Source organism: Telluria sp. Soil_C_11 (genome assembly GCF_057657395.1).
The window spans coordinates 54617-72281 of the sequence record NZ_JBDGIN010000001.1 but is presented as its reverse complement, the minus strand read 5'-3'; the positions used below and the strand labels follow the sequence as shown (position 1 = coordinate 72281).

Here is a 17665-nt window from a genome sequence, read left to right as displayed (position 1 = left end):
ACGAAGGCCCACCATGCTTGGCTCGACCTCTGACCTGTCCGGAAAATTCGCGCTCGACACCAACAGCCTCGGCGACCTGAAACAGTCCGCCAAGGCCGGTTCGCCGGAAGCCTTGAAAGGCGCGGCGACGCAGTTCGAGTCCATGTTCATCAACATGATGATGAAGAGCATGCGCGACGCCATGCCACAGGACGGCATGCTGGACAGCCAGGAGACCAAAACCTTCACCACCATGCTGGACCAGCAGATGAGCCAGAAGCTGGCCAAGCGCGGCATCGGCCTGGCCGACGTGCTGGTGCGCCAGCTGGGCGCGCAGGCGTCCGGGCAGGCGCTGGCCAAGGAGATGCAGTCGGGGGCCCTGGGGATCGGCTCCAACCCGGGCGCCGAGCCGGGTACGGGCGCCACCCGCCTGCAGCGCGACACCGACACCATGCCGACCGATGGCGCAGCCTCCGCTTCCGGCATCAAGGGCAGCGCGCGCAGCACCACGGACGCCGGCAAGCCGGCCCACGTGCGCGCCTTCCAGGACAAGCTGGCCGACGCCGCCGAGGAAGCCGAGCGCGCCACCGGCGTGCCGGCCAAGTTCATGATGGGCCAGGCGGCGCTGGAAACGGGCTGGGGCAAGCGCGTGATCCGCAACAGCGACGGCAGCTCCAGCAACAACCTGTTCGGCATCAAGGCCGGCCCGGGCTGGAAGGGCAAGGTCGCCACCGCCGTCACCACCGAGTACGTGCACGGCCGCCCGCACACGCGCGTCGAAAAATTCCGCTCCTACGCCTCGCATGCGGAAGCGTTCAAGGATTACGCGAGGATGCTCAGCAATAACCCGCGCTACGAAAAAGTGCTGGCCCACGGCGGCGACGCCGCCACCTTCGCGCACGGCCTGCAGCGCGCCGGCTACGCCACCGACCCGCAATACGCGGCCAAGCTGTCGCGCATCATCAAGCACTCGCTGGCATAAAGTTCTGGCGCGTTTTGCCGAAAACGACACAGTAAACAGGAAGAAGAGCACATGTCCCTCCTTAGCATCGGCAAGTCCGGTCTGTATGCCGCCCAGGCGGCGCTGTCGACGACCGGCCATAACATCACCAACGCCAACGTGGCAGGCTACAGCCGCCAGGGCGTGGTGCAGGAAGCGTCGATTGCGATGGGGGGCAGCAATGGATTCCTCGGCACCGGCACCCAGATCGCCCAGGTCAAGCGGTATTCGGACGAGTTCCTGAACGCCCAGGTGCGCACCGCCCAGGCGGGCAGCAGCGGGCTCGAGGCCTACCAGGCCCAGGTCACCCAGATCGACAACCTGCTGGCCGACACCACCTCCGGCCTGTCGCCGGCGCTGCAGGATTTCTTTTCGGCGGTGCAGAACCTGACCGGCGACCGCGCCGGCGTGCCTTCGCGCGGCGCGCTGCTGACCTCGGCCGACACCCTGGCCGCACGCTTCCAGAGCATGAACGGGCGCCTGGAAGAGATCCGCCAGGGCGTGAATACCCAGATCACGTCCAGCGTCACCCTGGTCAACACCTATGCCTCGCAGATCGCCGAACTGAACGACCAGATCGGCAAGCTGTCCTCGGGCGACAGCCAGAACCTGCCGAACGACCTGGTGGACAAGCGCGACCAGCTGATCATGGACCTGAACAAGCAGGTCAAGGCGAGCGTCATCCAGGGCGATAACAACATGCTGACGGTCTCGATCGGCAACGGCCAGCCGCTGGTGGTCGGGTCGAGCTCCTTCCAGCTGGTGGCCATGCAATCGGCCACCGACCAGACCCGCATCACGGTCGGCTATGAAACCGGCGGCAAGCTCTCGCCGATGCCGGAAAGCGCGCTGACCGGCGGCGCCCTGGGCGGCGTGCTGGAATTCCGCACCAAGTCGCTCGACCTGGCCCAGAACTCGCTGGGCCGCATCGCGCTGGGACTGGCCCAGACCTTCAACGACCAGCACCACCTGGGCCTGGACGCGAACGGCAATCCGGGCGGCGACTTCTTCACCATGGCGCCGGCCGAGGTCACCAAGAACGTCCACAACAACCAGACCAGCACCACCAGGATCAGCGCGACCGTTACCGACGCGACCCAGCTCACCACCAGCGACTACCGGGTCGACTTCGACGGCAGCAACTACAACGTGGTGCGCCTGTCGGACAACAGGAAGACCGTGATCTCGCCGTTCCCGCAGACCACGCCGCAGACCATCGACGGCCTGGCCTTCTCGGTGAGCGGCGCGGCCGCGGAGGGCGACAACTTCCTGGTGCGCCCGACCATCGGCGGCGCCGCCAACCTGAAGCTGGTGCTGACCGACGTGTCCCAGGTCGCGGCCGCGGCGCCGATCGCCACCAGCATCCCGCTGACCAACAAGGGCACCGCCAAGATCAGCGAAGGTTCGGTCGACAAGAACTACATCGGCGCGCCGCTGGGCAGCCCGGTCAACCTGGTCTACGACAGCGCGAGCGGCAGCCTGAGCGGCTTCCCGGCCACCCAGGCGGTGACGATGACGGTGGGCGGCGTCACCACCACCATCCCGGCCGGCGGCAGCGTGCCGTTCAAGGACGGCGCCAGCTACACGGTGGGCGGCATGAATTTTTCGCTGACCGGCGCGCCGCAGCAGGGCGATACCTTCACCATCCAGCACAACAGCGGCGCCGGCGACACCCGCAACGCCAGCCTGCTGGGCGACCTGCAAACCAAGACCATCCTGGACAACGGCAAGGCGACCTACCAGTCGGCCTATGCCCACATCGTCAGCACGATCGGCAACAAGACCCGCGAGGTGCAGGTCAATGCCGAGGCCAGCGCGGCCCAGCTCGACCAGGCCAGCAAGGCGGCGCAGAACGTCTCGGGCGTGAACCTGGACGAGGAAGCGGCCAACCTGCTGAAGTACCAGCAGGCCTACCAGGCGGCCAGCAAGGTGATGCAGGTCGCCGACACGATCTTCAACGCCCTGCTGCAGATTGGCCACTAAGTCGGCCACTAAAGGAATCTGAACCATGTCCCTTCGCATCAGCACCAGCGCCATCTTCGATGCCGGCACCACGCAGCTGAACACGCTGCAGAGCCAGATCGCCAAGACCCAGATGCAGCTGTCGACCAACAAGCGCAACCTGACCGCGGCCGACGATCCGATCGCCACCGCGCGCGCGCTCGAGGTGACGCAGTCGCAGGCGATGAACACCCAGTTCGGCACCAACCGCAGCAATGCGAACGCGTCGCTGTCGCTGGTGGACAAGACGCTGCAGGACGTGACCGGCCAGATCCAGGACATCCAGACCCTGATCGTCACCGCCGGCAACGGCGGCTACGACGCCAGCAACCGCGCAGCCCTGGCGACCGAGCTCGAAGGACGCCTGACCGACCTGATCGGCCTGGCGAACACCGCCGACGGCACCGGCGGCTACCTGTTCTCGGGCTACCAGTCGACCACCCAGCCGTTCTCGAAGACTTCGAGCGGCGCCGCCTACCAGGGCGACCAGGGCCAGCGCATGCTGCAGGTCGGCTCGGCGCGCAAGATGGCGATCAGCGAAACCGGCAGCGCCATCTTCGAAGCCATCCCGACCGGCAACGGCCGCTTCACGACCGCGGCCGCGAACACCAACACCGGCTCCGGCATCGTCTCGCCGGGCGCGGTGGTCGACAGCAGCCAGCTCAACGGCCACAGCTACGAGATCAAGTTCGGCGTCGCCGGCACCCCGGCGGTGACGACCTACACCGTGACCGACAAGTCGGCCTCGCCGCCGGTCGACGTGCTGGCCAACCAGCCCTACACCGCAGGCGCCTCCATCTCCTTCGGCGGCATGTCGATGGACGTCAAGGGCGCACCGGCCGACGGCGACAGCTTCAGCGTCGAGCCGAGCGCCAGGCAGTCGGTGTTCACCACCATCGCCAACCTGATCCAGACCCTGCGCACCCCGGCCGACGGCTCGGACGGCAAGGCGGCCCTGGCCAACGGCCTGAACACCGCGTCGTCGAACATGAAGAACGCGCTGGACAACGTGCTGACGGTGCAGGCCTCGGTGGGCGCGCGCATGAAGGAACTCGACAACCTCGACAGCACCGGGGACGACCTCAACATCCAGTACCAGACCACCCTGAGCAACCTGCAGGATCTCGACATGGTGAAGGCGATCTCGCTGTTCGCGCAGCAGCAGCAGACCCTGCAGGCGGCGCAGATGTCGTTCAAGACCATGTCGGGGCTGTCATTGTTCAACTACATCACTTGATTTTGTGGCAAACTTGCCCGGATTCATGTGCGCCCAAGCCCTGCATCAAGAATAACAAACTCACCATGACCGGCCGCTAGCTTCTGCTCCAGCTTCGGCCCGGTTCGTATGACGGCGCATTTCATTGCTGTTGATGTCGTTTTTTAACGTATCAAAGAATGCGAAATGCACGATCAACTCTACGAGCTCGACCCGGCCCAGGTCCGGGTCAACCAGCCCCTGCAATGGGACGTCTTTTCGGCCCAGGGCAAGCTCCTGCTGCACAAGGGCTCCGTCATCCACAGCGAACTGCAGCGCGACAGGCTGCTCGAACTGGGCGTGTGCGTCAGCAGGGCGGACGTCGCGAAGCAGAAGTTCGAAGCGCCGGCCCGCGTCTACGATCCCTTCTACGAATGGCAGGACCTGTGCGGCCGCCTGGCGCGCATGAACCTCGGCTTGATCGAGGCCGCGCGCGCACCGGCCCCGGCCCCGCGGCTGCTGGCTGACCTGGACCGGATCGCCGAACGCGTCATTGCGCTGGTGGTGAAAGCGCCGGACATCGCCATCTTCGAGATCATGCAGATGGACATGGCCAACTACACGGTCGCCCACCACCTGCAGGCCGCGGCGCTGTCGGTACTCATCGCGCAGAAGCTGGGCTGGAGCGCGGAGGCCGCCCGCAATGCCTGCCGTGCCGCCCTCACGATGAATGTCGCGATGCTCGACCTGCAGGCCGTGCTGTCGGGCCAGCAGCAGCCGATGACACCGGCGCAGCGGGAAGCGATCCGCGACCATGGCGCACGAGGGCGCAGGGTGCTCGAGGCGCTCGGCGTCGCCGACCATGACTGGCTGGAGGCGATCGAGCAGCATCATCCGGAGCGCCTGCCGCCCGGCACCCGGGTGTCGAACCTGGCCAGCCTGCTGCACCACGTCGACATCTACCTGGCCAAGATTTCCCCGCGCGCCTACCGGGCCGCCAAGACTCCGCAGGCGGCGGCGCGCGAACTGCTGCAGGATGCGCAGGCGGACAAGGGCCTGGTGAGCATGCTGATCAAGATCGTCGGCATCTATCCTCCGGGTACTTATGTCAGGCTGGCCTGCGGCGAGATCGCCGTGGTGGTGCGGCGTGGCGCCAGCGCCCACACGCCGCGCGTGTGCAGCCTGATGAGCACGGCAGGCATGCCGCTGGGCGAGCCGGCGCCGCGCGATACCACGCTGCCGAAGTTCGCCATCGACTCGATCGTCGGCAAGCGCAGGGTCATGGTGCTGGTGGATCCCGGCCGCCTGTTCGGGGCCGGGTGAGGGGACATCACGGGAAATCGAACTCGTGCTTTTCCTGGAATTCGATGCGGATGAATGGGCGTGACGCGATCAGGAACCGCAGCTGTCTGGCATACTTCCTGAGGTAATACAGGTAGTTCCGGCCATTCACGATCTTCTTCACCCTGACTCCCATGGCATCGATACTGGAACAGAGACTGGCGGGCGTCAGGCCGATCGGATAGGGCACCAGCGCCTTGACCGGGAAGAACCGTTCCTGGAAATACTCCCACTTGTCCGCCACGACGTAGACCGGGTATAAATTCCGAACCAGGATTTCCGCAGCCGCTTTGGTCACGAAATAGCCATGGGCGCAGACCCCGCGATAGGCGTCGTAGATGCAGCGGCCGTCATCCAGCCGAAGCCCGGACGTGCCATCGTAGCGCTGCACATGATTCAGCAGCACGGCCACCGGTGTGTCGCCCGGATAGCGCTGCGCCAGGTCCGACAGGGTCGCAGGCACGCCGTCGTCGAGGATCCTGGCGTCGTCTTCGAGGATCAGGGCATGGGGGATGTCCTCCGCGACCATCTTTCGATAGATGCTCACGTGGCTGAGCGCGCAGCCGATTTCGCCTTTCGACAGTTCGCGGTTGAAGAGCCTGACGGCCTTCTTGCGATCGTAGGACGCGGCCAGTTCTTCCTCCGACAGTGCGACCCCGTGCACGGCCGTCACGACCGAAAACCGCATCGCCAGTTTCTGCAGCTGTCTTTCGAGATTCTCGCGCCGGTTCTTGTCTTTCGGCAGGCTGATGATGAAGGTGGGTACTTCGTTTTGCGTGGTCACGGGGGCAGGTGCGCTGGTCGACATGTGCATGCATTTTATGCAATGAATTATTGCGGCGCATTATAGGTTTGGCGCCCGCCCGGTGCAACCGGATTTGTTTCTCAATTTGTAAGCGGCCGGAGACACGCGGGCGCGCTGCGCCCGCTTGCAGGAGGAAGTAGCCGGCAGGCCTGGACGGCCCGGCCGGATTACACCAGGTCGGTACGGCGGAGGGTGCCGACGGCCTGTTCGACCGACGAAGCATGTTCGCACATCGTGCCGACCGCGGACGCGCTTTGCTCCGCCAGCAGCACCGTTTGCCGCGTGGTCTGCTCGATCTCCTGGATCGTGCCTTTCATCTGCTCGATGCCGTCGCGCTGGGCCTGGCTGGCGTCGGCGATGGCGGCCATGATGCCGGCCGCCTGCTTGACCGAGGCGACGATCTCGCCCATGGCCTTGCCGGCTTCGTCGACCAGCTTCCCGCCCGCGGTCACGCGCACGACGGAATCGTCGATCAGGTGCCTGACCTCTTTCGCGGCCTGGGCGCTGCGCTGGGCGAGGTTGCGGACTTCCGCCGCGACCACGGCGAAACCGCGGCCATCTTCGCCGGCGCGCGCCGCTTCGACGGCGGCGTTCAGCGCCAGGATATTCGTCTGGAAGGCGATGCCGTCGATGACGCTGATGATGTCTTCGATCTTGCGGGAGCTGGACTGGATCGCATCCATGGTCTGGACCACGTTGGCGACCACCTCGCCGCCCTTGACGGCCATCGTCGAGGCCGACGACACCAGCCGGTTGGCGTGCGCGGCATGGTCGACGTTGCGCTTGACCGTCACCGTCAGCTGTTCGATCGCCAGCGCCGCCTGGCCCAGCCGCGATGCCTGCGCCGTCGCCTTGGCCGACAGGTCCGCGCTGCTGGACGCCACGGCGCCCGAGGTTTCGGTAATCAGGTGCATGTCGCGCGCCACCTCGTCCGCGCTGGTGCGCATGGTCCGCAGGGTGTCCTGCAGCAGGGCCGCGCTCTGCGTCACCGCCGCGGTCTCACGCTGCAGCCTCCAGGCGAGATAGCCGAGGACGGCGGCTTCGACCACCACATACACCGCGTGCAGCAGGACGATGCCGAGGCCGGGGCGGGTGAAGCACAGCGCGGGAAAACCCCATTCCTGCAGATAGTTGAACGTCAGGTGATGGACCGCGGCGGTCAGCGCGGCGGCGATGATCACGCGCCAGTCCTGGTAGCACACCAGGAAAGCCAGCAGGACGAAGATACCGAAATGAAGCTCGGGCCTGCCATGCGCCTGGTGGATATGGAGCGCACAAAACAGCATCAATGCCACGGCGACGGACATCCGTGTGGCCAGCCTGTGCGGCGCGCTCAGGATGAGGACCGTGGGCAGGAGGGCGAGCGGGATGCCGGCAAGCAGCGCCAGCATCATCGTATCGTCGATGACCGACAGTCCGAGCGAGGTGGCGAACAAGGCCCACAGCACGACGAGGAATAACTTGTTGGCGCCTCCTGCCTGGGTACCGTCAGCATGCCGGGAGAGCTTCATCTGCTTTTTATCCTTTGCAATGTAGGTTTAATCCTACGAATGCTACACAGATAGACAAGTTGAAATTCTCACCAAATTTCACAAGGTTGCCGTAAATCGGGGTGCTGCGACAGCCCGGCCGGCCGCGGATTTTACGATGCCGGCACGATGGCGGCCGGCGGCGCCGGCGGCCTGGGCTGCCCCGGCCGCTCGCCGCCGGTGCGCGGGATCCGCCGGCTCGCTTCGATGCCCTGGTTGAACAGGTTCTGCAGCGGCGTGCCCAGGTAGGGAAGCGTCAGGCTGATCACCAGGAAGCCCGCGCCCAGCGTGATCGGGAAGCCGATGCCGAACAGGTTCAGCTGCGGCGCGGCGCGGGTCAGGATCGCCAGCGCGATGTTGGTGACCAGCATGGCGGCGATGATCGGCATGCCGATCTGCAGGCCGGCCGAGAAAATGCGGCCGCCCCAGCGCACCATCTCGAGCGGCGCCGCGAGCGACATCGGGGTGGCGGAGATCGGCAGGGTGAAGAAGCTTTCGACCAGCGCCTGCACCAGCACCAGGTGGGCGTTCATGGCGAGGAAGGCCATGGTCGCGACCAGGGCCAGGAACTGGCTGATGGCCGAGGAGCGGCCGGCCGAGGCCGGGTCGAAGAAGGTGGCGAAACCGAGGCCCATGGTCGAGCTGGCGACCTCGCCGGCGAATTCGACGGCGGCGAACACCAGGCGCATCGCAAAGCCCATCGATACGCCGATCAGCATCTCCTGCGCCAGGATCAGGATGCCGGCCCAGGACGTCGGGTCGACCGCCGGGATGCCGGGAATGGTCGGCGCGACGATCGCCGCCAGCAGCACGCCGAGGCTCAGCTTGACCAGCATCGGCACGCCGGTATTGCCGAACACCGGCGCAGCCGTCACCAGGCCGAGGATACGCGTCAGGGGCCATAGCAGGCCCCCGATCCAGGCGTACAGCTCGGTCGTGGTGAAGCTGATCATCTGGAGGAGATCAACCGATCATTCCGGGAATGCCGGTGAAGATGTTGCGCATGTAGTCCGTCATCACGGTCAGCATCCACGGACCGGCCAGCACCAGCGCGACGAACACGCCGACCAGCTTGGGAATGAAGGACAGGGTCTGTTCGTTGATCTGGGTGGCGGCCTGGAAGATGCTGACCACCAGGCCGATGATCAGGGCCACCAGCAGCAGCGGGGCGGACACCATCAGGGTGACTTCCATGGCCGTGCGGCCCATCGCGATGACGCTTTCCGGAGTCATGCTCGCATCCTTGATTGAAAACTCTCGCTAATTGAAACTTTGAGACAGGGAGCCCAGCAGCAGTTGCCAGCCGTCGACCAGCACGAACAGCATCAGCTTGAACGGCAGCGAGATCACCGCCGGCGACATCATCATCATGCCCATCGACATCAGCACGGAGGCGACCACCATGTCGATGATGAGGAAGGGGATGAAGATCGCGAAGCCGATCTGGAATGCGGTCTTCAGCTCGCTGGTGATGAAGGAGGGGATCAGGACCCGCAGCGGCACGTCTTCCGGCCCCTGCAGCGCCGGCGTGCGCGAGATCTTCACGAACAGCGCCAGGTCGGACTGGCGGGTCTGCTTCAGCATGAAGCCCTTCAGCGGCGCGGCGGCCTTGTCCATCGCCTCGCCCATCTGGATCCGGTTTTCCTGCAGCGGCACATAGGCTTCGGTGTAGATGCGGTCAAAGGTCGGACCCATCACGAACAGGGTCAGGAACAGGGCCAGGCCGACCATCACCTGGTTCGGCGGCGCGGTCTGGGTGCCGAGCGCCTGGCGCAGCAGCGACAGCACGATGATGATGCGGGTGAAGCTGGTCATCATCAGCAGGGCCGCCGGGATGAAGGTCAGCGCCGTCATCAGGAGCAGGGTCTGGACCGGCAGCGAATACGCGGTGCCGCCGCCCGGCGCCGGGCTGGTGGTGAAGGCGGGAATGGCGGGCGCCGCGATCGCGGTGGCAGCTGCAGCCAGCGACAGGCCGGTCAGGCCCGCCGCCAGCAGGAATGTTTGTTTACGCATTTACTTACGTTTGTCGATGGTCTGCTTCAGCCAGTCGGCGAAGTTGTTTGCCGGCTGGCTGTGCGGCGCCAGCGTGGCGCCGGCCGAGGTCATGTCGGCGTTCTCCTGTTTCGGCATCGTCGCCAGGGCATTGATGCGGCCGGGCGAAGCGCCCACCACGATCCACTGGTCGCCGACTTCCACCACCAGCACGCGCTCGCGTCCGCCGAGGTTGAGGGCCCCGACCACGCGCAGGTTGGCGTTGCCGCCGCCGGCCTTCGGGCCGTAGCGCTTCAGGAACCAGGCCAGGGCGCCGAGCACGCCCAGCACCACGATCAGGGCGAGCAGGGTCTGCAGCAGGCTGCCGGTGGCCGAGCTGGCCGGCATGCTCACGGCGCCGGCGGCGGGCGCGGGACGGTTGGCGGCGCCGCCGCCGACCGTGGTCTCGGGTGCGGCCGGGCTGGCCGGGTTCATGGCGGGCGCGTTGGCGGCCGCGGCAGGGACGGCGGCGGCTTCCGCGGCCGGCGCGCTTGGCGCTTGCGCGGGCGCAGCCGCGGCCTGCGCTGCGGGAGCCGAAGCGGGAGCCGCGGCCGCGCAGGCGATCAGCGGCAGGGAGAGGGCGAGGGCGGTCAGCAGGCGCGCAGTCGTCGTCATTTATTCAGTTTGCGGATACGCTCGGACGGCGTGATGATGTCGGTGAGGCGGATACCGAACTTGTCGTTCACGACCACCACCTCGCCCTGGGCGATCAGGCAGCCGTTCACGAGCACGTCCATCGGTTCGCCGGCCAGGCCGTCCAGTTCCACCACCGAGCCCTGCGCAAGCTGCAGCAGGTTCTTGATGGCGATCTTGGTGCGTCCCAGCTCCACCGTCAACTGTACCGGGATATCGAGGATGAAGTCGATATCGTTGGGCGTATCCGGGCGCGGGCCCTTGTTCGAAAAGTCCTTGAACACGGCGGCGCTGGCCGCCTGCTGCTGGCTGGCGAGCGCGGCGGCTTCCGCGGCCGCCTGCTCGGCGATGGCGGCGCCCCAATCGTCGTCGAGGCTGCTCTGGTCGTCTTGGGTGTCGGACATGTGCTTCTCCTGAATTACGCTTGCGCGGCGCCGACGCTAGCAGGCGCGGCCCCGTCTTTATTGAAGGTTTCGCTATTGGCGATGAGGCGTTCGACTTTCAGCGCGTACTGGCCGTTCGACACGCCGTAGGTGCAGTCCATCACGGGCACGCCGTCGACGGTGGCCTGGATGACTTCCGGAACCGAGATCGGGATCACGTCGCCGACCTTCATGTTCAGGATTTCGTCGAAGTTCGCCTTGCCGTGGCCCAGCACGGCCACCAGTTCCACCTCGGCCACCTGGATCTGCTGCGTCAGCAGGCGGATCCAGCGCTTGTCCACTTCCAGGGCCTCGCCCTGGATGCTGGAGGTCAGCGCATCGCGGATCGGTTCGATCATCGAATACGGCATGCAGAAATGGATCTGGCCCGACACCGAACCGAGCTCGATGGTGAAAGTGGACGATACCACGACTTCGTTCGGGGTGGCGATGTTCGCGAACTGCGTGTTCATCTCCGAACGGATGTATTCGAATTCGATCGGGTAGACCGGTTCCCAGGACTTGGCATAGGCCTCGAACACGATGTCGAGGATGCGCATGATGATGCGCTGCTCGGTCTGGGTAAAGTCGCGGCCCTCGACGCGGGTGTGGAAACGGCCGTCGCCGCCGAACAGGTTATCGACCAGCAGGAACACCAGGCCCGGATCGAAGACCATCAGCGCGGTGCCGCGCAGGGGCTTCATGTGGATCAGGTTCAGGTTGGTCGGGACCACCAGGTTGCGGATGAATTCGCTGTACTTCGAGACCCGCACCGAGCCGACCGAGACTTCGGCGCTGCGGCGCAAAAAGTTGAACAGGCCGACCCGCAGATACCTGGCGAAACGCTCGTTGATGATCTCGAGCGTCGGCATGCGGCCGCGGACGATCCGCTCCTGCGTTGCCAGGTTATAGGTGCGGACTCCCGAGGTGTCTTCAGGAGCCGCGACATCGTCCTGATCGCCGTTGACCCCTTTTAAGAGGGCATCGACTTCTTCCTGTGAGAGAAAATTATCGGCCATGCTGCTTTACTGGTAGATAACGCTGGTTGAATTACTGGATGATGAACGAGGTGAACAGGACGTCCGAGACTTCCTGCTCTTCGCCATGTTCGGCGAACGGCAGCTTGACCGCGGCCAGGATCTCGCCGGCCAGCTGCTGCTTGCCTTCCACCGTGTTGATCTCGGACGCTTTCTTGCCGGACAAGAGCAGCAGCACGCGGCTGCGCACCTTGGCCATGTTCTTCTTGATGGCCTCGGCCTGCTCGGCGCCGTCGACCTGCAGCGTGAACGCCACCTGCAGGTACTGGTCGCCATTCTCCGGTTGCAGGTTCACCGTGAAGGGCTCGACCGCCAGGTACTCGGGAGGATGCTCTTCCTTTTTCTTCTTGCTGCCGCCGCCGTGGTCCTTCTTGTCCGGCGCGGACGCCTCCGCGCTGCTGCCGTGCATGAAGTACCAGCTGGCGCCGCCGCCCAGGCCGAGCACGAGCACGGCCGCGCCGATCATCATGAACAACTTGTTCTTGCCGCCTGCCGCCGGCGCCGCTGCCTCCGCTTTCGGATCAGCCTTCATTTTTGGATTCGCTTTCAAGATACCTCGGCCCCACTGTGGATCGTCCCGTCATTATGTCATTATCGGGAAAAAGTGAGCAGGAGCAATGATTGAAAAGAGGGGGGTTCGGGGGCTATCTCGTTGTTTCTTGACGGTTTTGATGGCGATGTGACCACGATGCCCGCGCCGTGGGCATGACGCCCACCCTACGCGAAGGTATCGACCATGCCGCGGTCGCCCAGGATCGCGGTGCGGGTCGCCGGGCGGGCCGCCGGCTCGTCGATCGCATTGCCGTTGTCGCCACGGCCGCGGCCATGGTTGCCGAAACCGCCACCGTTGCGCGCCGCCTGTTCCTGGCCCTGGCGCCCGTCCGGCATGCCGGCGTTGACCGTCGCGTTGCCCAGCGCGATGCCGCTTTCGCTCATCATCTCGCGCAGGCGCGGCAGGGCGTTCTCGAGGGCCTGGCGCACTTCTTCCTGGTTCGCCGAGAAGGTCACGCTGGCCTGGTCGTTGCTCACCGATAGCACGACCTGCAGCGGACCGAGGTCCGGCGGGTTCAGCGTCAGCGAGGCGGTCTGCTCTTCGCTGCCGGCCATGTAGACGATCTTCTGGCCGACCTGGTTTTCCCAGGCATCGGTGCCGACGCGCGCGCCCAGGCGGTCGGCGGCGCCGGCTGCGGCCTGCACGGCTTCCATCACGGCCGGCTGGGGCTGGGCCAGTGCGGCCGCCGCGGCGACCGGCTCGCGCACGGCGGTCTCGCGCGCCTGCTGCAGGCCCGGTTCCGCCGTCTCGATTCGTACTTCGGCCCCGCCCTTGCCGGCGCCGGCGGCGAATGCCGCGCGCAGCTCGGCGCCCGGCGTCGCGCCGGCGCCGGCAGCCTTGTCGTCCGCGCCGAGCGCGGCGCCGGTGGCGGCCAGGGCCGGGTTATTCAGGGCCGCGGTATCGGAGAAGGCCTTGCCGGCGGTGGTGGCGATGCCGGAACCGTCCTTCGACACCGATTTCATTGCCGCCTGCAAGGCCGCCAGCTGGGCGGCCTCGCCGCGCTTGCCCTTGCCGGCAGCGCCGCCCAGGGCATCGAAGGCCTGGGCCGCGGCGCCGGTGGCGGCGCCTTTCGCGTCGCTGGCCGGCTGCTGCAGGCTCGCCATCAGGGCCAGCATGGCGCTGGCCGGATCGCCGGCCTGGCCGGACGGCGCATCGTCCTTGCCGTCTTCGCGGTCGGCGTTGTCGCCGTCCCTGGCTTCGGCGGCCTTGTCGGCATCGGCCGGCTTGCCTCCCTGTTCCGGTTTGGCGGCCTGCTGCGGCGCGCCGGCGCCGTCGGGCTGGGCCGGCTTGTCGGCGGCCTGCGGCTTCGGCGCTTCCGCCTTCGGGGCCGGCGCCGGGGCGGGGGCGAGGGCGGGCGCATGAGCGGGCTGGCGCAGTTCCATTTCGCTGGACAGCATGGCGCTGAATTGCGCGCCGTCGCTGCTCGCGGAGGCGCCATGGCGCTGCGCCTGGGACGGGCCGTTCGTGTTCAGCTGGATCGGGAGGGAAGTGGTCTGCATGATCGTCTCGTTCAGTGCCGCATTCGGCGTCGCATTCAGCGTTGGATTCGCGCGGTCCGGGCCGCGAAATCGTCCATCATCTTCTGGTCGCGCCTGGTCTCGACCGCCAGCGCCTGGGCCGCCGCGCGTTCGTTCAGGGTGCGGTAGGAAAGGCGCTTGCGCTCGGCCTCCTGCAGGGCCTTGCGCTCGGTGTCGGCCTTGTACTGCGCATGCTTGATGACTTCCTTCTGGCCGTTGACCGCGTTGTCCAGCTTGCCCATGAAGGCCACGAAGTTGGCGTAGGCGAAGGGCGTGATCCCGTTCACCTGGGCCTGGTCCAGGCGGTCCGCATAATCCTGGCGGTAGCCCAGCAGCATCTGCAGCTTCTGCTCCGCTTCCTCGAGCGCCTTCAGCGCCGCGCCCAGGCGCCGGGCGCGGTCGTCGGACTCGCGCTGGGCGAGGTCGATCAGGGTGTCGAGTGCGGATGGATTGGCCATGATGGATCAAGTATACCGGCCGGGCGGCGCAGCCAATCAGCCGAACAGAGAGGTCAATTCCCCCAAGCTCTGCAGCATGTCGGTGTGGTCGTGGATTTCCTGGCACAGGAAGGCTTCGATGCGCTCGTGCAGGGCGATCGCCTTGTCCAGCACCGGGTCGGTGCCCGGCACGTAGGCGCCCACGCTGATCAGGTCGCGCGCCCGCTCGTAGCGCGAATACAGCTGCTTGAGCGTGCGCGCCGCCTGCTGGTGTTCGCGCGAGGTGATGCCGTGCATCGCGCGCGAGATCGACTGCTCGATGTCGATCGCCGGATAGTGGCCGGCTTCGGCCAGCTTGCGGTTCAGGACGATGTGGCCGTCGAGGATACCGCGCGCCGCGTCGGCGATCGGGTCCTGCTGGTCGTCGCCTTCGGACAGCACGGTGTAGAAGGCGGTGATCGAGCCGCCGCCTTCCTGGCCGTTGCCGGCGCGTTCGACCAGCACCGGCAGCTTCGCGAACACCGACGGCGGATAGCCCTTGGTGGCGGGCGGTTCGCCGATCGCGAGGGCGATCTCGCGCTGCGCCTGCGCGTAGCGGGTCAGCGAGTCCATGATCAGCATGACGTTCTTGCCCTCGTCGCGGAAGTGCTCGGCGATCGCGGTGGCATAGGCGGCGCCCTGCATGCGCAGCAGCGGCGGCGAGTCGGCCGGCGCCGCCACCACGACCGAACGGGCCAGGCCTTCCTGGCCCAGGATCTGTTCGATGAATTCCTTCACCTCGCGTCCCCGTTCGCCGATCAGGCCGACCACGATCACGTCGGCCGTGGTGTAGCGGGCGATCATCCCCAGCAGCACCGACTTGCCGACGCCGGTGCCGGCGAACAGGCCGAGGCGCTGGCCGCGGCCGACGGTGAGCATGGCATTGATGGCGCGCACGCCCACGTCCAGCGTCTCCTTGATCGGCGCGCGCTCCAGCGGGTTGATCGGGCGCGCGTTCAGCGGGCCCATGTCGGTCGCGTCGAGCGGGCCCTTGCCGTCCAGCGGGCGACCGGCGCCGTCGACCACGCGGCCCAGCAGGCCCCAGCCGACCGGCAGGTGGCGTGCGCGGTCCATCGGGCGGCGGCGCGGGTGATCCACGCTGCCGGGCTTCGGCACGCTCGGTTCGACCGGGAACACGCGCGAGCCGGGCACCACGCCTTCGACGTCGCTCTGCGGCATCAGGAACAGGCGCTCGCCTTCGAAGCCGACCACTTCGGCCTCGATGCGCGCGCCCGATGCGACCGGGATGGTGCAGGCGCTGCCCACCGCCAGCTTCAGGCCGACGCATTCCATCACCAGTCCGGCCACCCGCGTGACGCGGCCCGAGACCTGCATCGGCTCGACGAAATCGAGCACGTTGCCGCAGTCCTTCAGGTAGGACTTCCAGCGTGCGGTGTGGCGGTCGTTCACCCCAACCACTCCACGTTGCGGCCCAGCGCATGCGACAGGCGCTGCCAGCGCGAGGCGATCTGGGCGTCGATCTGGTTGCTGGCGGTGTCGATGCGGCAGCCGCCGCGCGCGACGTTGCCGTCTTCGACGATGCGCCAGCCGCTCTTGTCGAGTTCATGGCCGATGCTGCCGCGCACGATCAGGGCGTCTTCCGGATGCAGGACCAGGAGGGCCGGCTGCTGCAGGGTCGGCAGGTAGTCGATCGCTTCGCGCACCACCGGCAGGATCAGTTCGGGACGCACGTCGAAGGCGGTGCGCACCATGTTCTTCGCCAGGTGCAGGGCCAGTTCGAGCACGTCGGCGGCGATGGCTTCGTCGGCCCGGGTGACGGCGTCGCCGAATTCGGCGGCGATGCCTTGCAGGTGCGCCAGTTCGGCGGCGGCCTCCTGGCGGCCCATCGCCAGGCCGTCTTCATAACCGCTGGCGTGGCCGGTGGCGAGACCCGCTTCGTGGCCTTCGGCATAGCCCTGCTGGCGCGCCGCTTCGCGGATCGCTTCCAGCTCTTCTTCGCTGATCGCCGGCGCGGCCGGCGCGGGTGGCGGTTCCATTGCGCGCCGGGCAGCCATGGCCTGGGCCGCTGCGGAAGCGGCTTCGGCGGCCTGGCGCTCGGCCGCCGCGCTGGCGCGCTCGTCGCTGAAGGAAGTCATTTCCCAGCGCTTGAACATGGGCTGGAAGTCTTTCGAATTCACCATCAGACGAACGAGTCCTCACCTTTGCCGCCCAGGACGATCTGGCCTTCGTCGGCCAGGCGGCGGACGATCTGCAGGATCTGCTTCTGCTGGGATTCGACTTCGGACAGGCGCACCGGACCCTTCGATTCGAGGTCTTCGCGCATCATCTCGGCCGCACGCTGCGACATGTTCTTGAAGACCTTTTCGCGCAGGTCCTGCGAGGCGCCTTTCAGCGCGATGATCAGCATCTCGGACTGCACTTCGCGCAGCAGCAGCTGGATGCCGCGGTCGTCGATGTCGATGATGTTATCGAACACGAACATCTCGTCCATGATCTTCTGCGCCATGTCGTTGTCGTAGTTCTTGATGTTCTCCATGACCGAGCTTTCCTGGTCGCCGCTCATGAAGTTCAGGATCTCGGCCGCGGCGCGCACGCCGCCCAGCGAGGACTTCTTGATATTCTCGTTGCCCGACAGGAGCTTGGTCAGCACGTCGTTCAGCTCGCGCAGTGCGGCGGGCTGCACGCCGTCCAGGGTGGCGATGCGCAGCACCACGTCGTTGCGCAGGCGGTCCGTGAAGTGGGCCAGGATCTCGCAGGCCTGGTCGCGCTCGAGGTGGACCAGGATGGTGGCGATGATCTGCGGGTGCTCGTTGCGGATCAGTTCCGCGACCGACTGCGAGTCCATCCACTTCAGGCTCTCGATGCCGGAGGCGTCCTTGCCGCCCAGGATGCGGTTCAGCAGCACGGCGGCCTTGTCGTCGCCCAGCGCCTTGGTCAGCACCTGGCGGATGTACTCGTCCGAATCCAGGCCCACGGTCGACTGCAGGTCGACGCGCTCGCGGAAGTCGGTCAGGACCGCCGTCACCTCGTCGTGCTGCACCGCCTTCATCTGCGCCATCGCCGCGCCCAGCTTGAGCACTTCGCGCGGGCCGAGGAAGCGCATCACTTCCGCCGCTTCCGATTCGCCCAGGGCCAGCATCAGGATGGCCGCCTTGTTGATGTTGTCTTTGTCCTTGTCGCTCATG

At 66.5% G+C, this 17665-nt stretch carries 18 protein-coding genes; 4 read left to right on the top strand and 14 right to left on the bottom strand.

Going from position 1 to position 17665, the window contains the following annotated elements; genetic code table 11:
• The first annotated feature begins 13 nt into the window (after nt 1–13).
• The 4 genes from flgJ to AC3A6M_RS00315 all read left to right on the top strand — a co-directional run bounded on the left by flgJ (nt 14) and on the right by AC3A6M_RS00315 (nt 5498).
• Nucleotides 14–961 carry a flagellar assembly peptidoglycan hydrolase FlgJ gene (flgJ, locus tag AC3A6M_RS00330; RefSeq protein WP_487850766.1) on the top strand — a complete coding sequence of 316 codons (948 nt, stop codon included), beginning with the start codon at nt 14–16 and terminating at the stop codon, nt 959–961.
• A gap of 51 nt (nt 962–1012) precedes the next feature.
• Nucleotides 1013–2962 carry a flagellar hook-associated protein FlgK gene (gene flgK, locus AC3A6M_RS00325; protein ID WP_487850765.1) on the top strand — a complete coding sequence of 650 codons (1950 nt, stop codon included), beginning with the start codon at nt 1013–1015 and terminating at the stop codon, nt 2960–2962.
• A 25-nt stretch (nt 2963–2987) separates the two neighbouring features.
• Nucleotides 2988–4217, top strand: a complete 1230-nt coding sequence (gene flgL, locus AC3A6M_RS00320; protein ID WP_487850764.1) for a flagellar hook-associated protein FlgL — start codon at nt 2988–2990, stop codon at nt 4215–4217.
• Nucleotides 4218–4382: 165 nt separating this feature from the next.
• Nucleotides 4383–5498, top strand: coding sequence for an HD-GYP domain-containing protein (locus AC3A6M_RS00315; RefSeq protein ID WP_487850763.1), 1116 nt, complete (start codon nt 4383–4385; stop codon nt 5496–5498).
• Between the two features lie 7 nt (nt 5499–5505).
• Here the strand turns inward: AC3A6M_RS00315 and AC3A6M_RS00310 are convergent, their stop codons facing one another.
• The 14 genes from AC3A6M_RS00310 to fliG form a co-directional block, all read right to left on the bottom strand.
• Complete coding sequence (locus AC3A6M_RS00310) at nt 5506–6330, bottom strand: glycosyltransferase family 25 protein (protein ID WP_487850762.1); 825 nt, start codon at nt 6328–6330, stop codon at nt 5506–5508.
• 158 nt (nt 6331–6488) lie between these two features.
• Entirely contained in the window at nt 6489–7832 is a 1344-nt protein-coding gene (locus AC3A6M_RS00305) for a methyl-accepting chemotaxis protein (protein ID WP_487850761.1), read from the bottom strand.
• A 131-nt stretch (nt 7833–7963) separates the two neighbouring features.
• On the bottom strand, nt 7964–8803 hold the full coding sequence (fliR, locus tag AC3A6M_RS00300) for a flagellar biosynthetic protein FliR (RefSeq protein ID WP_487850760.1): 840 nt from the start codon (nt 8801–8803) through the stop codon (nt 7964–7966).
• Nucleotides 8804–8813: 10 nt separating this feature from the next.
• Nucleotides 8814–9083, bottom strand: coding sequence for a flagellar biosynthesis protein FliQ (fliQ, locus tag AC3A6M_RS00295; protein WP_487850759.1), 270 nt, complete (start codon nt 9081–9083; stop codon nt 8814–8816).
• 27 nt (nt 9084–9110) lie between these two features.
• A complete protein-coding gene (fliP, locus tag AC3A6M_RS00290; RefSeq protein WP_487850758.1) occupies nt 9111–9863 on the bottom strand; it encodes a flagellar type III secretion system pore protein FliP in 753 nt (250 codons plus the stop codon).
• Nucleotides 9864–10496, bottom strand: coding sequence for a flagellar biosynthetic protein FliO (fliO, locus tag AC3A6M_RS00285; protein ID WP_487850757.1), 633 nt, complete (start codon nt 10494–10496; stop codon nt 9864–9866).
• Nucleotides 10493–10918: a flagellar motor switch protein FliN gene (fliN, locus tag AC3A6M_RS00280; protein ID WP_435569949.1), complete on the bottom strand. Its 426-nt coding sequence runs from the start codon at nt 10916–10918 to the stop codon at nt 10493–10495. Before fliN ends, fliO begins: the two co-directional genes overlap by 4 nt.
• A 14-nt stretch (nt 10919–10932) precedes the next feature.
• Nucleotides 10933–11955, bottom strand: a complete 1023-nt coding sequence (gene fliM / locus AC3A6M_RS00275; protein WP_487850756.1) for a flagellar motor switch protein FliM — start codon at nt 11953–11955, stop codon at nt 10933–10935.
• Between the two features lie 31 nt (nt 11956–11986).
• Nucleotides 11987–12505, bottom strand: coding sequence for a flagellar basal body-associated protein FliL (gene fliL, locus AC3A6M_RS00270; protein WP_487850755.1), 519 nt, complete (start codon nt 12503–12505; stop codon nt 11987–11989).
• Nucleotides 12506–12690: 185 nt separating this feature from the next.
• Nucleotides 12691–14025 carry a flagellar hook-length control protein FliK gene (locus AC3A6M_RS00265; protein ID WP_487850754.1) on the bottom strand — a complete coding sequence of 445 codons (1335 nt, stop codon included), beginning with the start codon at nt 14023–14025 and terminating at the stop codon, nt 12691–12693.
• A gap of 35 nt (nt 14026–14060) precedes the next feature.
• Nucleotides 14061–14501, bottom strand: coding sequence for a flagellar export protein FliJ (fliJ, locus tag AC3A6M_RS00260; RefSeq protein WP_487850753.1), 441 nt, complete (start codon nt 14499–14501; stop codon nt 14061–14063).
• 36 nt (nt 14502–14537) lie between these two features.
• Nucleotides 14538–15854 (bottom strand): flagellar protein export ATPase FliI, encoded by a 1317-nt coding sequence (fliI, locus tag AC3A6M_RS00255; RefSeq protein ID WP_487851212.1) that lies wholly within the window; start codon nt 15852–15854, stop codon nt 14538–14540.
• Between the two features lie 71 nt (nt 15855–15925).
• Nucleotides 15926–16660, bottom strand: a complete 735-nt coding sequence (gene fliH, locus AC3A6M_RS00250) for a flagellar assembly protein FliH (RefSeq protein WP_487850752.1) — start codon at nt 16658–16660, stop codon at nt 15926–15928.
• Nucleotides 16660–17664, bottom strand: coding sequence for a flagellar motor switch protein FliG (gene fliG / locus AC3A6M_RS00245; RefSeq protein WP_487850751.1), 1005 nt, complete (start codon nt 17662–17664; stop codon nt 16660–16662). The genes fliH and fliG overlap by 1 nt, the downstream gene beginning before the upstream one ends.
• Nucleotide 17665 lies beyond the last annotated feature (1 nt).